Raw genomic sequence first — 17,138 nt, 5'->3', positions numbered from 1 at the left:
CGTGCTCACCCTCAACACCTCTATTGCACCCCTCATATTCGCCGGTCTCATTGGGTACTTCGGCTTAAAGAGCATCAGAGACAAAGCCAAACATCAAACACAAAAACACACAGACACAACCGTTAAACCTCTCCGCTTGACCCGTTCAGCAGAAGACGCAATCATGGCCAGCAAGCGCGCAAGAGGCCCTCAAGATCTGGAACAGAAACTTCTCTTGGCCTACCGTGAAGCCAAGACATTTAAAGATCCAACCTTCGCTCGAATGATTGAAGCGGAGCTACGAGAAATCCGTTCTTCAAAGCGCTCAAACAAAGCTACCCCTCCCAAAAACTGAGTCTCCACCGTCCAATCACCCCCATTCTCTAAAAATATTGTACATATTAATTGTACTTATATGTTGACAATACATATTTTATGTATCAACCTGTCTTCATTCGCTCAAGGCCTCCTCCCTTTGAGCGAGAAGCAGCAAGAGACAAGCATTCCTCCCTCATCTCTTGCGCCAACTGGAGAAAGGCAGATGCAAGAGATCTATATTCCAATGCGGCGGCGCTCTTGCAAACCAGCTTTGAAAGCCACCTTTTTCGCCTTGCGGGAAGGCCTTTCATATTTGGGGGTGATGGCCAGCACATCTGCTTTTCTCCTTTCTCTTTTTATTCTTTCAGGAGCAATCCAATGACCAACAATGGCGGGGTCGCAGCCGATCAGCTGCGCGCATTTATCGAACGCATCGAGCGGCTCGAAGAAGAGAAGAAAGCCATTTCCGACGATATCAAGGATATCTACGCTGAAGCCAAGGGCAACGGCTACGACACCAAGGCCATGCGCCAGGTCGTCCGCTTGCGCAAACAAGACGCCAATGAGCGGCAAGAGATGGAAGCCTTACTAGACCTTTACCTCCATGCGCTAGGAATGGCAGGTACAAGCGCATAGCGCTCAACGCCGAAGCAAGAGGCCATGCCACGCGCCAGTTCGTGCATAGCAATAAGCAAGAGCCCAAAGACCGAATGAGTTTCAACACAAAGAGGCAAGCATAATGAGAAATCTGGGAATTTGGGCAGTGCTTTCTTTCGCAGTCTATGGCCTGTATGTCATGAACGAAAATCAGACAACACCAACGGACCATGGCCGGGTCTCAATGCCGATTTGCTCCAGCGGCAAACGCGTCTCTTGCGTTGTCGATGGCGACACTTTCTGGCTCAAAGGCACCAAATACCGCCTCAAGGATGTTGATACGCCTGAAACGAATGGACAATGCAGCGGTGAGCGGCGCTTGGCCGCCAACGCCACCAGAGCCCTATCCAGCTTTCTCAGCAAAGGCGAAATCAGCTTACGCACCTATGGTGAAGGCTACTATAGCCGAACACTCGTCAAGGTTTCAGTCGATGGACAGGACGCAGGCAAATATCTTCTGCAACAGCGCCTAGCCCGCCGCTGGCCAGATGGCCCAAAATTCTGGTGCAACGAGTAAGCCCAGCCCAATCAATTTCAGTCTTATTTCAACTTGTTCAAACGCCAATGACCAAGCGAATTGTCACGTCTGCATGTCTGGCTTGGTCACGCCCACCATTATCAAACGAGAATAGCACCATGCCTGATTATGTACGTGCTTCCGCCATCGCAAATAAACATGGTTTCACGAGCCGCTATTGGATAAGGCAAGCTGCTGAAGGGAAAATTCCCGGAGCGTTCCAGCCATCAGGCCCAGGCGGTCATTGGCTATTTGACAAGAAGCTTTTTGAACGCTGGTGGGAAACCCGGAAAAGGAGTGTTAATCAATGGCCAATGTCTACAAACGTGGGTCGAGCTATTGGGGAAGAGTTACCCGGTCCGGTAAAGAATACAGGCGTTCTCTCAAGACAAAAGATAGACGCACTGCTGAAAAGCGCCTGCAGGACTGGATAGGCGAATTAGAGCGGATTGCTTGGGGTGAAAAGCCCCGCAAATCCTTTGCTGATCTTGCCGAACGCTTTATCCTCGAACATCTACCCACCCTTAAACCCAAATCAGCCATTCGCTATGGCGTTTCGATCAAAAACCTAAATGCCCTAATGGGTCATATGATGGTCGACGAAATCACCCGGTCAGTGCTATCTGATTTTGAAGTCTCTAGGCGCAATGATGGCGTTACCGCTGCAACAGTACGCCGCGATCTGGCTTGCCTTTCTTCCATGCTAACAAGCGCGATGGATTGGGAATGGATTGATGTGAATCCAGTCCCAACCTTCTTACGTGCCCGCAGCCGAAGAGGCTTGAGAGAAAGCCCGCCGCGCACCCGCTATCTGTCAGCCTATGAAGAAAAGCACTTGCTGGCGCACACCACGCCTGCTGTCCAGCTAGCAATCGAATTGGCAATCGACACCGGCCTAAGGCGTGAGGAATTATTCTCGCTCACATGGAAGCAAATAGACCTGTCGGCAGGTGTCATCAAATTAGGCACGAACACCAAATCCGGCAAACCACGCGAGGTTCCGATCCTGCAACGTGCCCGCACAAATCTCGGCACACATCCTCGCCACTTTAAAAGCCCTTATGTCTTGCGCCACGATGACGGACGACGCCTGCAAAATATGCAGAAAGGCTTCAAAAGCGCTTGCCGCCGCGCAAGGATAACAGACCTGAAATGGCACGATTTACGCCGAACTGCAGGGTGTCGCTTGCTTCAGGACTATGAATTGTCCATGGAAGAGGTAAGCAAGATTTTGGGTCACAGTTCCGTTGTCGTCACAGAGCAAAGATACGCATTTCTTGACATGGAAAGGACAAGAAACAAAATCGTAGCTCGCACAAAACTCGGCACAGGCGCAACGGACTAAATCGAATAATAAAGTTATTTCAATTATATAGGATATGCGCGGTCTGAACTCTGACTCCGTCGGTCCTGGTTCGAGTCCAGGATCCCCAGCCAAAATTTCTCTTAAAATCTTAAAGCAATTTGATAGTTGTTTGATCCAAGCAATTGGATCATTGCAGCTTGCTATAATCAGCTCACCTTCTTTCTTAAGCGCTTGGTCCAATGATTGCCGCTTAGGAAACAAGGACGGCAGGCAGCGGTCTTTTTCGCGCCACCTGCCAGCTGAAATCAATTGCGGGCAAATGGGGCGATTGCGATTCCTTCCTTGATGAAGGCCTCACGCAAGTCTTTTGCTGTGGCAACAGCGCCTGGCGTATCCCCATGAACACAAATAGATCCAGCTTCTACAGGAAGCTTTGTGCCTGCTGTTGTGGGAATATATCCATCACGCACCATGGCGAGCGCCTGATCGACCGACTGGGCATGATCCTTGATCACGGCCCCCTCCTGGGAACGCGGCGTCAACATGCCATCTGCGGTGTAGGTGCGGTCTGCGTAAACTTCACACACCACCTCAAGGCCTGCTTTTTCGGCAGCCTTCATGATTTCGGAATAAGGAAGCGCCACGACCACCAGCTTGGGATTGACCGCAACCACAGCCCGTACACAAACCTCTGCCAATACAGGATCTTCTGCTGCCATATTGCCAAGTGCCCCGTGCGTCTTCATATGGCTGATAGGCCAGCCGAGCGCGCGTGCCATGCCGTCAATTGCAGCGATCTGATAGATAATTTGCGCCTCAAGATCTTCTGGCTTGTCACCCATGACGCGTCGGCGCCCGAAGCCATAGAGATCCATAAAGGAAGGATGCGCCCCGATGGAAACGCCCTGCGCTTTGGCTGCAAGAATCGTGTCGCGCATCACGACGGGATCGCCCGCATGAAACCCGCACGCCACATTGGCGGTGGAAATGATTTCCAACATCGCGGCATCATCACCGATGGTATAGGCACCGAAAGCCTCGCCCATATCACAATTCAAATCGACTGTTTTGGTCATGTTACCAACCCTTTCTGTATGAGTTTCTTGATATAGGAAAGACGCGCTTGCATCAAATTAACGACCCGCGCTCTCACTGAAGTACAGCAGACAGTTCAATCCACAATAACAAGCACAAGAAACACTTGATTTTGCATTTCAGCTAATGCATACAGATGGTATACCATCTTGACAAGATGTTGCCGCACCAAGGGCGGTTTATCCCACCTTCAGCACCCGGATCATTCATAGCGTGATGCCGGGTGCTTTTTTGTGCTGCTTCCAGAGAACTTTAGAAGGTGCGCGCGTTAGGCCTCCGGCCTTATCACCCCCCCCTATTCAGCCACCTCCAACGGGTCGCTCAGGCAAAATGCCGAGAGCAGATTGGTCGCCAGAGCGAAATCGTCCAGTTCCATATGCTCTTCAGGGTTATGGCTGCCGTGGTCGTTACGGATGAAGATCATACCAGTCGGCACGCCAGCTGCGGCAAATACAGCAGCATCGTGGCCAGCACCGCATGGCATGGTGAGCGTTGTCTGTTCAAGATCCTGCGCACAGCTTTCCAGCCCCTTTACAATGGAAGGCTGCATTTTGGCGGGCGTACTGGTCGATATCTTGCCCATATCGAGCCGAACACTCTGCTCGCGCTCAATGACAGCAATGGCCTCGTGCAGTTTCTCCTGCATTAGCTGCAGCGTCTCGGGCTCCTCGCTGCGCACGTCGAGAGAAAAATCGACTTCACCAGCAATCTTGCTGAAAGCAGCCTCATCGGGATTGGTGGAAAACTGGCTAAAGGTGACGACCAGATCATGACCTTCGTCGGCCAGCTGCATCCAGGCTTCATCAAGGCGCACAACCAGCGTGGCAACAGCGCGCACCGCATCGGCCCGACAATCGCGTGGGGTGCCGCCAGAATGACCATATTCCCCAAGGCAGCGAGCTGCTCGGTAACGGAAAGAACCGCGAATACCGGTGACAATCCCGACAGGGATCTTTCTATCCACAAGAACAGGCCCCTGCTCGATATGCGGTTCGATGAACATGCCAACTGTTTCAGCCGAAAGGAAAGCGTTTCCGGCTGCAATGGACTTTGCATCACCACCATTTCCGTCAATAGCAGACAGCAAAGATACGCCATCGGAAGAGCGCTTAAGAGCCGTAAGCTCGTCGCCATCCAACCGACCAAACGCCATGCGGCTGCCGATATAGGAAGCACCAAACCAGACACTTTCTTCGGCCCGTATGGCCATGACAGTGATATCACGCTCCGGCTTGATACCGGCCTTTACAAAACCGGATACAACAGCCAACCCCATCAAAACGCCAGCAGCGCCATCAAAGTTGCCGCCACGGGGCACTGAATCAAGATGGGAACCAATCATCAAGCCGGGGCCGCTTTTACGACCCTTGAGGGTCATATAGAGGTTACAACCGGCATCAATTTTTGTTTCAAGGCCCAGTTTGCGCGCTTCGCGCCGCACCATATCATGGGCGATCTGTTCGCCTAGCCCGAAGGACGGACGTGTAAAGCCAAAGGCATTGCTGGTGCGCTGCTCCAATTCGTCGAACAGTTTGCGAGCAAGGTCTAGATCGGCCGGCGGTGAGTTACGCCCTTCCAATTCGAGCGCGACAGCGCCCTCCGAGTGCGATGTCATTGCGGTGTAAGTCTCCGTATAATACTCGCGCGAACATGGTCGAGATGCTCACGCATCGCTTCAGCCGCCTCTTCGCTTTTGCCTTGTTCCAAAAGATCTATGAGGGCCAAATGCTCCTGACAGGTCGATGTCAAGCGCTCGGGAATGCTGCGCAGGTCAAAAATCTGGGTTTGTCGTCTCAGAGAGTGGATGATTTGCGCGAGATGTGCATTTCCGGCCATGTTAGCGATCGCTCCATGCAGACCATCATCAACGGCGCGAACGGCTTCGCGATCAGGTCGAGTTGCGCCTTTTTCTGCGCCATCAATCAGGTCATGCAAGCGCTTGCGCAGGTCTGAAATCGTCTCCGCAGTCAAATGACCCGCAGCAAGACGCGCCGCTTCCGGCTCAAGCAGCAGGCGGATCTGGAGCACTTCCATATAATCCTCGATGCGCATCTGCTTGACCTGAAGCCCACGGCTGCCATGACGCTTCAAAAGACCTTCGCTTTCAAGCATCAACAGAGCATCCCGGATGGGGGTGCGCGACATGTCCAGCGTTTCAGCCAACCGACGCTCGGTCAACATTTCCCCCGGCTCGGCTTCTCCTGAGAGAATGAGTTCCAGGATCTTTTCATAAGCCTGTTGGGCCAGCCGCTTACTGGTCTCGATCAGCATGCTTTTCTCGCTCTTCTAGTTCCACAAGTCACGTACAGATGCCGTTTATCGGCAAGGATGAGCCTATACCACTCTCCTTATACTCATCCCATCCTTACAATTCAAACAGCCGAAAATACTGCATGTATTTTATTGAGAGACAATATGAATTCATGTGGTTGACCTTTGGTATACCATACTTTAAGCTCAATGCAACGCAACGATCAAAAAAGGACGAACCACTCGTGGATAGCCTCGTTCAACCAAGCCTCCCATTCTCCAGAGAGGAGCATAAAGCCCGCCACAATCGCCTGTGTCAGAAGATTGGTGAAGCGGGTTGCGAAGCGATGTTGGTATTTGCTCAAGAGAGCATGTATTGGCTAACCGGCTTTGATACCGGCGGTTTTGTCTTTTTCCAGTGCCTTGTTGTTCCCGCAGATGGCCGCGAACCCATCCTCCTCACCCGTCGTCCGGATCTTGTGCAAGCCAGACAAACCAGCACGATTTCCGACATTCGGATCTGGTGGGATTCAGAGGAAGCCGATCCGGCGCAAGATCTCAAAGTCATCCTGGCCGAGCTTGGTCTGGAAGGCAAAAATATAGCTATCGAGCTCAATACCCACGGCCTGACAGGATGGAACCTTTGGCGTGTGCAAAACGCGCTGGAAGGCTGGTGCACGCTGCAAAATGACGACCATCTGATTCGCCGTCTCCGCCTCATCAAGTCCCCCGCAGAAATCGCCTACACGAAGAAGGCCGCCGAGATTCTCGACAACTCGCTTCTTGCTGTTATCGATGCAGCCAAACCCGGCGTTCTCGATAGTGATCTGAAAGCCGCCTATTTGACCTCCATACTCGGACAAGGCGCTGATATGCCTCCCAATGCCCCAATCTTCAATTCGGGCAATCGCGCCGTTTATGGCCGTGGCGTTTCCGATCCACGCCGGATTGAGACGCAGGATCAGGTGCTGGTCGAATATCCGGTCGCCTATCGGCATTACAATGTGAAAACCGAATGGACGATCCTGTTTGGAGACGTCTCGGATGCCCATCGCAAGATGTATGACGTAGGTATGGAAACCCTACACCGGATGACCGAAATTGCCCGCCCGGGCACAACTCTGGGCGAGATTTTCGATCTCTATGCCGATGGTCTGGACAAAGGCGGATATAAGCGCGCCCGCTATGGCGCCACCGGCTATTCGGTCGGCTGCACTTATGCGCCCACCAGCATGGATGTTCCGCCCATGATCTATTCGGGCAATCCGACACAATGCCAGCCGGGCATGACCCTCTTTTACCATGTCATGAATGGTGACAGCGACACCGGACTTGCCATGGGCGTCGGCCACACTCTGCTCATCACAGAGGGGGCCCCTGAAGTACTGACCGCATTGCCGGATGATCTGACTGTAATCACCTGACAGGCGGCCTCTTCCAAAAAGAACAGATAAGAACAATTCACCAAACAAACACGAACTAGCAATCAACCTCATGAGGGTAAAATGAGCAAATTTACGATTTCCCGCCGTGGCGTCATGCTGGGTATGGCCGCAGCCGGTCTTATTCCGATGACCGGTATCGGTCTTGCTTCTGCCGCAGAACCAAAAGCCGGCGGCATTCTCAAGGTCAGCCACTCCACGCGTATTGCAACACTGAACCCGTTGACCCTGTCCGGTCCTGCAGAATATCCATGCCTCGACATGCTTTATTCCGGCCTGACCCGCATCGGAGTTGACAACAAACCAATGGCCGATCTGGCGGAAAGCTGGGAAGGTAGTGAAGGCGCAACAGTCTTTACCTTCAAACTGCGTGAAGGTGTGACCTTCCATGATGGCTCTGCGCTGACCGCTGATGACGTTGTCGCTACTTACGAAGCCATTCTGGACCCGGATCGTCCGGCCTCGGCCCGTTCTGTCCTGACCATGATCGATAGCGTTGAAGCTGCTGATGACCTGACTGTTATTTTCAAGCTCAACTCTCCTTTCGCTGACTTGCCAACGGCTACCGCACATGCCAACGCCCGCATCGTTTCGCGCAAGGCATTGGAAGCAGATCCGGCAACGCTGGAAACCACGGTCAATGGCACCGGCCCCTTCAAGCTGGAAACCTATGACAGTGCGCAGATGGTGCGTCTGGTCAAGAATGAAAACTACTTCATTCCTGGCAAGCCTTATTTGGAAGCAGTCGAGATGCACCTCTTCCCTGACCTTGCAGCAGAAACCGCTAACTTCCTCAATGGTCAGATGGATGTCATGCTGACGGTTCAGCAGGCCGACTATGAACGCATCGCCGGTTCTGCTGGCATTGAAGCAAAACGCATCCCGTCCGGCCGTTTCGTCAACGTAGTTATGCGTCACGATGCCAAACCCTGGAGCGATGTCCGCGTTCGGAAAGCGCTGGCTATGTCTGTTGACCGACAGATGCTTGTGGACGTCATTCTGGAAGGCCTTGGCCGTCCGGCTCATGACAATATCCTGTCGCCTGAATATCAGTATGTCATCGATTCTCCGGAAGTGCCTTACGATCCGGCAGCCGCCAAAGCCCTTCTGGCTGAAGCGGGCTATCCAGACGGCCTCAAGGTCACCATGGTTGCGTCCAACCGTCCGGCCATTCGTGCGCAGGTCGCCGTTGCCATCAAGCAGATGGCTCTGCCAGCAGGCTTTGACATTGAAGTTGAAACCATGCCGCATGACACCTATCTGGCCAATGTCTGGATGAAGGGCGACTTCTATATCGGTTACTGGGGTATGCAGCCAACCGCTGACGCAGCCTTCCGCCTTCTGCTGACTTCCGATGCATCCTATGAAGATTCCGCTTGGAAGAACAAAGAGTTCGATGCTCTGGTTGATGAAGGCCGCGAAACGCTCGATCCTGCCAAGCGCGCAGAGATCTACGCTAAAGCACAGCAGATGATGCTTGACGATCAGGTTTACATCATCCCGTTCTGGGAAGATCTGCTGACCGCATCAAGCGACAAGACCGAAGACTATAATCTGGCTCCGATCAACCGATACTTCTACTTTGAAAATGTTTGGTTGGACCAAGAAGCCTGAGAATAAACTGACATGACAATCGGATATCTATTCCGCCGATTGCTGTCTATTCTCCTTGTACTGGTCATCGTCACTTTCGCGGTTTTCGCGATTACGGCGGTGCTTCCGGGCAACGCCGCCATCATGATTTTGGGCGAATATGCTACGCCTGATGCTGTGGCGGCGTTGGAGAAGCAGCTTCATCTCGACCTTCCCTGGTACATGCAGTATTCGGGTTGGGTGAGCGGCGTCATTCACGGCGACTTTGGCATGTCATTGCGTCTGTCCCTGCCAGTTTCCGACGTTGTTGGCGAAGCATTCGTCAATTCCGCCGTTCTGGCAGGCACAGCGCTTGTGCTGGTCACCATCATTGCCATTCCCCTTGGTGCTATCGCTGCAGTCAGCCGCGGCAAGCTCATGGATCTGCTTCTGGCTGTCTTCAGCTATATGGGCTCGGCCTTGCCCGAATTCGTAACAGCAACCCTGTTGCTGGTGGTTTTTGCCGCGCCCAAAACCGGGATTTTCCCCGCCGGTGGCTTCACAGCTCCGTGGGAGAGCATACCGGGCTTCTTTTCTCACGTCGTGCTGCCAGCTGTGACGTTGGGTCTGGTGCTGATGGCGCATATTTCCCGTCAGGTACGCTCGGAAATGTCCGAAGTGCTGTCGTCAGATTTTGTTCGTGCGGCGCGCCTTAAGGGTCTCACCGAAAAGCGGGTGATCTGGCGCCATGCCCTGCCAAATTCTCTGGCTCCGGCTGTTGCAGTTATCTCGCTTGATATCGGCTATCTGCTGGGCGGCATTATCGTTGTTGAAGAAATCTTCGCCTGGCCCGGATTGGGGCGTCTGTTGATCTACGCTCTGGAGAACAGGGACTTGCCCGTCATTCAGGCGGTTACGCTTCTGCTCGCCACTGTCTATGCGCTGTCCAACTTCCTGTCGGACGTGATCATCGCCATACTAGATCCGAGGGTTCGTTATGCCTAAAAGCTTTTTGGCACCCAATGCGCTCGTTGGCATCTTTCTGTTGCTGTTCACTGCAGCCATCGCCATTGCCGGTCCGTGGCTCGCGCCCTATGATCCGCAGGCTTTCGATGCCTTGAACCGACTTCAGGGCCCATCCTTTACCCATCTTCTGGGTACGGATCAGTTCGGGCGAGATCTTCTGTCGCGCATTCTGAATGGCGCCCCAACGACGGTGCTGTTCGGTGTATTCGCCACGCTGCTTGGCGTGAGCATCGGGGCTATTATCGGCGTGATCGCCGGTGTGGCTGGCGGCAAGATCGACAATGCCATCATGCGCATTCTCGACGGGCTTCTTGCTGTTCCCGAATTGCTTTTCACCCTGTTGATTGTTACGGTCCTTGGCGGCGGTATGGGGCAAGCGATGCTGGCGGTTGCCGTGGCCTTTGCGCCCGGCATGGCTCGCATTTCGCGCAGCGCAGTGCTTTCGGTCCGCACACGCGACTATGTGCGAGCAGCCGTCGCGCGCGGTGAATCCGGCATATATATCGTGGTACGCGAAGTACTGCCCAACGCGCTTGGCCCCATCATAGTGGAATCCACCATTCGCGTATCTTTTGCCATCATGATTGGCGCAACCCTCGGCTTTCTGGGTCTTGGTGCCCAGCCTCCGAGCACGGAATGGGGCCTGATGGTTGCTGAAGCACGCCAATTCATGTTCCGCAATCCATGGTGTGTGGCTATTCCCGGCATTTTCATTGCCATGTCCGCACTCGGTTTCAACCTGTTTGGCGATGCCTTGCGCGACAGCCTTGACCCCCGCAGGAGCCATTGATGTCAGCCACACATGTCAACACCCATCCACCGGTCAAGGACAAGGCAGTCCCGTTCGATGCCAAAGCGCCACGCCTTGCCATTCGTAACTACTCCCTTTCCTACGCCACCAGCAACGGACCGGTCAAAGCGCTCAACAATATCAATCTGGAGATCGCTCCGGGCGAAACCCATGGTCTTGTGGGTGAAAGCGGCTCGGGCAAATCCTCGATGGCCTGGTCCATCATGCGCTATTTGCCGGACAATGCCATTGAGAAGCATGGCGCAATTCGGTTGGCCGGGCAGGAATTGCTCGAAATGTCGCCGCGCCAGATGATCGATATTCGCGGCCAGCGCATTTCGATGGTCTTTCAGGACCCCTCCACCTCGCTCAATCCGACCATGCGCATCGGCGACCAGATCACCGAAGTGCTCATGGCCCATCGCGGTTTGACCAAGGCACAGGCGCGCGCAGAAGCCGAAGCCGCCCTTGCGCGCACCGGCATCACCCGCCCCAAGGAAATGCTCAGCCGCTATCCGCATGAAGCATCGGGTGGCGAAAAGCAGCGCGTGGTCATTGCGACCGCCTTTGCCTGTGAACCGGAACTGATCATCTTCGATGAACCAACCACGGCGCTCGATATTCTGACGGCGCGGCAAATCCTTGACCTGTTCAACCGCCTGCGCGAGGAAACCCACGTTTCGGCGCTCTATATCTCGCATGATCTGGGGCTCGTTTCTCGCATCGCCGATCAGGTCTCGGTTCTGCATCATGGCGATCTCGTCGAGCATGGACCGGTCGACGAAGTATTCAACAATCCGCAGGACAGCTACACCAGGCGCCTTATCAGTGCGGTTCCGCATCCTGATCGTTGGCTGGGCGTCAAGAAGCCGGAAACCAAAGAGCCATTGCTTTCGCTTGATGCGGTCAGCGTGCGGTATTCCCCCCTCTCCTTCAAGGAGAAGGTGCTCAAGATCAAACCAGATGAAAGCGAGATTTTCTGGGGAGCCAAGGATGTATCCCTCAGCGTTCGCCCCGGCGAGCTTTTGGGCATTGTCGGGGAAAGTGGGTCGGGCAAATCCACTATTGCCAAGGCCCTGACGGGTCTTAATGACTTCACCGGCAAGGTCAAATTCGGCGATATCGAAGTCAATGGGCGCAAGCAGATCTCCCGAGATTATCGCCGCAAAGTACAGATCGTGTTCCAGCATCCGGATGCGTCTCTCAATCCCCGCCAGACAATCGGCACCATCCTTTCACGCCCGCTGCATCTTTACGATGTGGTCCCAAGCGATCAGATCAAGGATCGGATCAGGGAGTTGCTCGAACTGGTGCGCCTGCCAACGGAGTATGCAGACCGCTATCCTCACCAGCTTTCCGGTGGAGAAAAGCAGCGGGTTGCCATCGCTCGTGCCTTTGCCGCCGAACCGGATCTGGTGATATGCGATGAGGTGACCGCAGCGCTGGACGTATCCGTACAGGCGTCGGTGACAGAGCTGCTCGTCAACCTTCAGAAAGACACGGGCACCGCCTGCATCTTCATCACCCATGATCTCAATCTGATCCGCCAGATCGCACATCGTATTGCGGTGATGCAGCATGGCAAACTGGTTGATCTGTTCGACCGTGATGATGCCGATGCTGCGGATCGCCATTCCTACACCAGAGCCCTACTCGACGCTGTTCCCGTTCAAGTGTCGCTCGGCGTAAATGAAACGGAGCATGAAAATGTCTGAAGCACTGGATCTAGCAAAGGCTCTCAACCGGTCGGAATGCCTTGATATCCTGTCTGATGTCGTCAGCCACAAGAGCTATTCAGAAACAGAAGGCGAGCGCAAGCTGGCCGAACATGTGGCTTCCATCATGGAAAAGATGGGGCTGGAAGTTGAGTTGATGCCTGTGGTGGGCAACCGTGTCAACGCCATCGGGCGTTGGCGCGGCACTGGTGGCGGCAAGAGCCTGTTGTTTAACGGGCATCTGGACACCAACCCGGTGACGGAAGGCTGGACCGTAGATCCATGGGGCGGTCTCGTTGATGACGAGTTCATCTATGGCATTGGCGTTTCCAACATGAAAGCCGGTGATATGGCCTCGCTCTGTGCCGTCAAGACATTGATCGATAGTGGCAAACGCCTCAAGGGCGATGTGATCCTCACTTATGTGATCGGGGAATTGCAAGGCGGTATTGGCACCTTGGCGGCAGTCAATTCCGGTCTGCGTGCTGACTATTTCATCAATTCAGAACCTTCCGATCTGCAAGCCATTACCATGCATGCAGCGGCCTTCACCTTTACCATCGAGCTGGAAGGCATCACACGCCATCTTTCCAAGCGAGAAGCCGGTGTCGATGCCATCATGGCCGCGTGTGCGCTCATCCCCGAACTCAACGAGATGACCTTCTCGGATGCCCCTTCAGAAGAGCATCGCTCGGTGAACCGCGTTCATGTCGGTGTTGTGCATGGTGCGCTTGGTAAAGAGCTGCATGAGTGGCGCCCGCCGCAGGTGGCCGATTATGTCCGCATCAAGGGATCTGGCCGCTATGGCCCTGGCCAGACGCGCGAGAATGCCGTCAATGACTTGCGCAAGAAGCTTGATGAGCTGGAAGCCCGTTTCCCCGGTCTCAAGGCTACGGTTACGCCGGAAACCCGCAAGGGTCAGCCAACCATGCCTGCCTTTGAAGTGGCCAAGGATGCACGCATCGTCACCGCGCTCAATGCAGCCTATAAGGCCGTACGCGGAAAAGACCAACCCACCGGAGCCATCGCCCCTCCAGCCTATTTCGGCACCGATGCCGGACATCTATGGGCCGTCGGCGGCATGGAAGGCGTCGTTTGTGGCCCGGGCGGAAAATACAACACCATGCCGGATGAACGCGTAGAGATCGATGAGTATCTCGACATGATCCGCGTCTATCTGATGACCATGGCTGATATTTGCGAGATGGAGTAAGTCAAGTGACCGAGATGTTTGTTCCGAAAGAATATGCCGCCAAAACACCAGGCGGACGGGACGTCCTGCTAAGATTTCCGCCCGAGGAATATGCAGCCCGTCTGGCGGCAACCCGTAAGCGGATGCGCGAGGAAGGGCTTGATGCCCTGTTGGTTTTTGCGCAGGAAAGCCACTATTGGCTCACCGGCTTTGACACCGCTGGCTTCGTGTTCTTTCAGGCCGGAGTGATTACCGCCGACGAAAGCTCCACCGTTATTCTCACCCGCACGCCGGACAAGCGGCAGGCTGAAGTGGCCTCTCTTTATGACGAGGTGCGCATCTGGCTCAATGCTGAAGACGCTAATCCGGCCCTGGACTTGCGGGCCATTCTTGAAGAGAAGGGCTTGAAGGGCAAGAAGGTCGGCATCGAATATGCCAGCTATGGTCTTACCGCTTTTAACGGCCGCACGGTAGACACTGCGCTGGAAGGTTTTTGCGAAACGGCTGATGGCTCATGGATCATTCGTGGGCTGCGCCTCATAAAATCTTCGGCCGAATTGGAGCATGTCCGTATTGCTGGCAAGTTGGCTGATGCGGCCGTAAGCGCCACGATTGAGCGCGTGAAACCGGGTATCCCTGATAGTGCTCTGATTGGAGCCGCTTTTGATGCGATGGTAACCCGTGGTGGCGACACTCCATCTGGCGGCCCTATGGTCAATGCTGGTGCTGCAGCCCTGTTCGGTCGCGATTCCGGTATCGCTCACTATATCGAAGAGCAGGATCAGGTTCTGGTAGAACTGGCTGCGTCCCACTGTCGCTATCATGTCTGCATCGAAAGTACGCTCACGGTTGGCCCTGTCGATCCGCGTCAAGAACGCCAGATGGGCGTCGCTCGCGATGCCATCGAAGAGATCAAGGCGAATGCCCTGCCCGGTCGCGAATTGGGAACACTTGATGACATCCACCGGCGCGTGTTGGATAAAGGCGGCTTTGCCAAGGCCCGCTATGCGGCCTGTGGCTATGCTCTTGGTTGCACCTTCAAACCGACATGGATGGACGTGCCGCCGATGATCTATTCGGGCAACCCGCTGGTGATGCAGCCGGGCATGGTGTTCTTTGTGCATATCATGATCCCTGACACGGATACTGGCCTTGTTGCCGGCATCGGACAGACTTTCGTCATTCGCGAAACGGGGGAACCCGAGGTCTTTTCCGATTTGCCGGTCGAGCTGTTCCGCCGCTGATCCCCTTCCCGCTTTCAAGCGTGGCCCTGCGGCTGAAAAGCAGGGCCCGCCCAACAACAAGGAATGCCCTTACAATGGGGAAACGTCTTCTATATCTGGGCAATGGCCGCTCCTTGCAGTCGGTTGCCAAACTTGACGAGAGGTTCGAAACCTGGGGCCTCAATGTTGATCGCTTCTGGGCCTTTGACGGCCAGTTTCCGCAATCACTGGATGGCTATGACGGGATCTTTCTTTCCGGCAGCCCCCATGGTGCCTATGAGGATATCGACTTCATCCATCGCGAACATGATTTGATCCATAAAGCGGCTGAACTGAAAATCCCGATGCTTGGTGTATGCTTCGGCCACCAGATTCTGGCATCAGCCCTTTGTGGCAAGGATCAGGTTTTCCGCCGCACCAGCTGCGAGATCGGGTACAAGGATTTGCCGGTCACCGAAGCGGCCCGCACTGACAAGATCGCCAAGGATCTGCATGAGACTGTCCATATGTTCGTCTGGCACAATGACGAAGTGCTCGGCGCCCATCCGGACATGACCATTCTGGCTTATTCGGACGATTGCGCCAACCATGTCTGGCGCTACAAGGACGAGGACATCTGGGGCATTCAGGGCCATCCGGAAGTGACCCTTGCGCAGGCGCCGATCTGGTTTGAACAGAACCGCGAGCGCATGGAGCTGGACGGGGCCGACATCGAAGAGCTGAAGGCTTCAGCTCATGAAGCCGATGAAGCCAAGACCATGCTGACCCGCTTTACCGAACTCGTTCTGAACGGCTGACCCTTCGGGCCAACTGGAAATTGTTTGCCCTGTTCTGACTGGGTACTTCATTGCCAAATTTGAGATCTGATGCCGGTGGCACATCCGCCGGGTTCGGCCCTCTCAAGGAGATTTTACATGCCTACACCTGCTTATTGGTTCGAACGCGAGGAATATCTCGCCCGTCTTGCACGCGTCCAAACTGAACTGAAAAGACGCGATCTGGACGGACTCATTGCCTTTCTGCCCGAAACCGTCACCTGGGTCACCGGCTATTTCACCCGCGCCTATGGAACGCTGCAATTTGCCATCATCCCGGCGGACGGCGAGCCAACGCTCTTTTGTCGCGATGTCGAGGAGTATTATCTCGACACCACGTGTGTCTTTGCCGACCGCGTAATGTGGACTGACAGTGACGACCGTATGAAAGTGGCCGCAGACGCGATCAGGAGCCGCATGGGCGACACCGCCAAACTGGGTATCGAGCTTTCTGCATGGCCTCTGTCTGCAGGGCGGTTTGACTATCTCAATTCTGCGTTGCCGGGCATCATCTGGCAGGACGAGAGTGCCTTGGCCCCGACCATGCGCCTCATCAAATCCCCAGCCGAGATCGCCTATCAACGCCTTGCAGCCAAGGCCGCTGAAGCGGGCATGCAGGCCGCCATCGACTCTTCCGAAGTCGGCGTTTCCGAACGCGAAATGGCCGCACAGATTTGCGCAGCCATGATCCGCGCTGGCTCCGACCTACCCGGCCCCGGTGTGATGTCCTCGGGCGAACGTGCCTTCCACCTGCATGGAGGTTATTCTGACCGAGTTCTGGAAGAAGGCGACATCGTGCAGATCGAGGTGACGCCGAACGTGCATCACTATCATGCCCGCTTCATGCGCCCGATCCGTATCGCTCCGGCAAAAGATAATGATCACGCCATCGTAGAGAAACTGATCGCCATTCAGGACGCCGCTCTTGCGGAAGTGCGTCCGGGTGTGGCAGCAACAGTGCCAGACAGCATCTATCGCGATGGCATCCTTTCTGCAGGCCTGCGCGAAACCTACACCAACAAGACCTTCTATTCGGTCGGCCTTCTGTTGCAGCCAAATGGTGGCGAACCTCTTGAGGCAGAACCAAGTTGCACATGGAAATTCGAACCGGGCCAGACCTTCCACACCTATCTTCTGGCAAGCGGCTACGGCATGTCCGAAACCATCGCCATCACGGAAACGGGCTATGAAAGACTGACCAATTTCCCCCGAAAACTCTTTGTCAAATAATGGTCAGAAAG

The 17,138-nt window shown here is 54.6% G+C and carries 17 protein-coding genes; 14 read left to right on the top strand and 3 right to left on the bottom strand.

The window, feature by feature from the left end; all coding sequences use genetic code 11:
- Nucleotide 1 precedes the first annotated feature (1 nt).
- The 5 genes from BM258_RS24210 to BM258_RS02090 all read left to right on the top strand — a co-directional run bounded on the left by BM258_RS24210 (nucleotide 2) and on the right by BM258_RS02090 (nucleotide 2,816).
- Nucleotides 2-334, top strand: coding sequence for a hypothetical protein (locus tag BM258_RS24210; RefSeq protein ID WP_139229180.1), 333 nt, complete (start codon nucleotides 2-4; stop codon nucleotides 332-334).
- A 186-nt stretch (nucleotides 335-520) separates the two neighbouring features.
- Complete coding sequence (locus BM258_RS24395; RefSeq protein ID WP_210186622.1) at nucleotides 521-679, top strand: hypothetical protein; 159 nt, start codon at nucleotides 521-523, stop codon at nucleotides 677-679.
- Nucleotides 676-933, top strand: a complete 258-nt coding sequence (locus tag BM258_RS02100) for a DUF2312 domain-containing protein (RefSeq protein ID WP_090068337.1) — start codon at nucleotides 676-678, stop codon at nucleotides 931-933. Before BM258_RS24395 ends, BM258_RS02100 begins: the two co-directional genes overlap by 4 nt.
- Before the next feature lie 127 nt (nucleotides 934-1,060).
- Nucleotides 1,061-1,471: a thermonuclease family protein gene (locus BM258_RS02095; protein WP_175527876.1), complete on the top strand. Its 411-nt coding sequence runs from the start codon at nucleotides 1,061-1,063 to the stop codon at nucleotides 1,469-1,471.
- A 307-nt stretch (nucleotides 1,472-1,778) separates the two neighbouring features.
- Complete coding sequence (locus tag BM258_RS02090) at nucleotides 1,779-2,816, top strand: tyrosine-type recombinase/integrase (protein ID WP_090068335.1); 1,038 nt, start codon at nucleotides 1,779-1,781, stop codon at nucleotides 2,814-2,816.
- Nucleotides 2,817-3,082: 266 nt separating this feature from the next.
- Here BM258_RS02090 and BM258_RS02085 read toward each other — a convergent pair whose 3' ends face one another.
- From BM258_RS02085 to BM258_RS02075, 3 genes are all read right to left on the bottom strand, one after another.
- Nucleotides 3,083-3,853: a LamB/YcsF family protein gene (locus BM258_RS02085; RefSeq protein WP_090068333.1), complete on the bottom strand. Its 771-nt coding sequence runs from the start codon at nucleotides 3,851-3,853 to the stop codon at nucleotides 3,083-3,085.
- A gap of 314 nt (nucleotides 3,854-4,167) precedes the next feature.
- A complete protein-coding gene (locus BM258_RS02080) occupies nucleotides 4,168-5,487 on the bottom strand; it encodes a hydantoinase/carbamoylase family amidase (protein WP_090068331.1) in 1,320 nt (439 codons plus the stop codon).
- Nucleotides 5,484-6,143, bottom strand: coding sequence for a GntR family transcriptional regulator (locus tag BM258_RS02075; protein WP_090068329.1), 660 nt, complete (start codon nucleotides 6,141-6,143; stop codon nucleotides 5,484-5,486). The genes BM258_RS02080 and BM258_RS02075 overlap by 4 nt, the downstream gene beginning before the upstream one ends.
- A gap of 224 nt (nucleotides 6,144-6,367) precedes the next feature.
- Between BM258_RS02075 and BM258_RS02070 the strand changes: the two genes are divergently transcribed.
- The 9 genes from BM258_RS02070 to BM258_RS02030 all read left to right on the top strand — a co-directional run bounded on the left by BM258_RS02070 (nucleotide 6,368) and on the right by BM258_RS02030 (nucleotide 17,127).
- On the top strand, nucleotides 6,368-7,546 hold the full coding sequence (locus BM258_RS02070; protein ID WP_175527875.1) for a M24 family metallopeptidase: 1,179 nt from the start codon (nucleotides 6,368-6,370) through the stop codon (nucleotides 7,544-7,546).
- Nucleotides 7,547-7,627: 81 nt separating this feature from the next.
- Nucleotides 7,628-9,178 carry an ABC transporter substrate-binding protein gene (locus BM258_RS02065; protein ID WP_090068325.1) on the top strand — a complete coding sequence of 517 codons (1,551 nt, stop codon included), beginning with the start codon at nucleotides 7,628-7,630 and terminating at the stop codon, nucleotides 9,176-9,178.
- Nucleotides 9,179-9,190: 12 nt separating this feature from the next.
- Entirely contained in the window at nucleotides 9,191-10,141 is a 951-nt protein-coding gene (locus BM258_RS02060; protein ID WP_090068323.1) for an ABC transporter permease, read from the top strand.
- Complete coding sequence (locus tag BM258_RS02055) at nucleotides 10,134-10,952, top strand: ABC transporter permease (RefSeq protein ID WP_090068321.1); 819 nt, start codon at nucleotides 10,134-10,136, stop codon at nucleotides 10,950-10,952. The genes BM258_RS02060 and BM258_RS02055 overlap by 8 nt, the downstream gene beginning before the upstream one ends.
- On the top strand, nucleotides 10,952-12,667 hold the full coding sequence (locus BM258_RS02050; protein ID WP_090068319.1) for a dipeptide ABC transporter ATP-binding protein: 1,716 nt from the start codon (nucleotides 10,952-10,954) through the stop codon (nucleotides 12,665-12,667). Before BM258_RS02055 ends, BM258_RS02050 begins: the two co-directional genes overlap by 1 nt.
- A complete protein-coding gene (locus tag BM258_RS02045) occupies nucleotides 12,654-13,880 on the top strand; it encodes a M20 family metallopeptidase (RefSeq protein ID WP_407062692.1) in 1,227 nt (408 codons plus the stop codon). The genes BM258_RS02050 and BM258_RS02045 overlap by 14 nt, the downstream gene beginning before the upstream one ends.
- A gap of 14 nt (nucleotides 13,881-13,894) precedes the next feature.
- On the top strand, nucleotides 13,895-15,103 hold the full coding sequence (locus tag BM258_RS02040) for a M24 family metallopeptidase (protein ID WP_090068317.1): 1,209 nt from the start codon (nucleotides 13,895-13,897) through the stop codon (nucleotides 15,101-15,103).
- 74 nt (nucleotides 15,104-15,177) lie between these two features.
- Nucleotides 15,178-15,879, top strand: coding sequence for a type 1 glutamine amidotransferase (locus BM258_RS02035; RefSeq protein ID WP_090068315.1), 702 nt, complete (start codon nucleotides 15,178-15,180; stop codon nucleotides 15,877-15,879).
- A gap of 117 nt (nucleotides 15,880-15,996) precedes the next feature.
- On the top strand, nucleotides 15,997-17,127 hold the full coding sequence (locus BM258_RS02030) for a M24 family metallopeptidase (protein WP_090068313.1): 1,131 nt from the start codon (nucleotides 15,997-15,999) through the stop codon (nucleotides 17,125-17,127).
- The last annotated feature ends 11 nt before the right edge of the window (nucleotides 17,128-17,138 follow it).

Origin of the sequence: Cohaesibacter marisflavi (assembly GCF_900115225.1) — a bacterium.
In the GTDB taxonomy this organism is placed as follows: domain Bacteria; phylum Pseudomonadota; class Alphaproteobacteria; order Rhizobiales; family Cohaesibacteraceae; genus Cohaesibacter; species Cohaesibacter marisflavi.
This window is presented reverse-complemented; position numbering and strand designations above follow the sequence as displayed.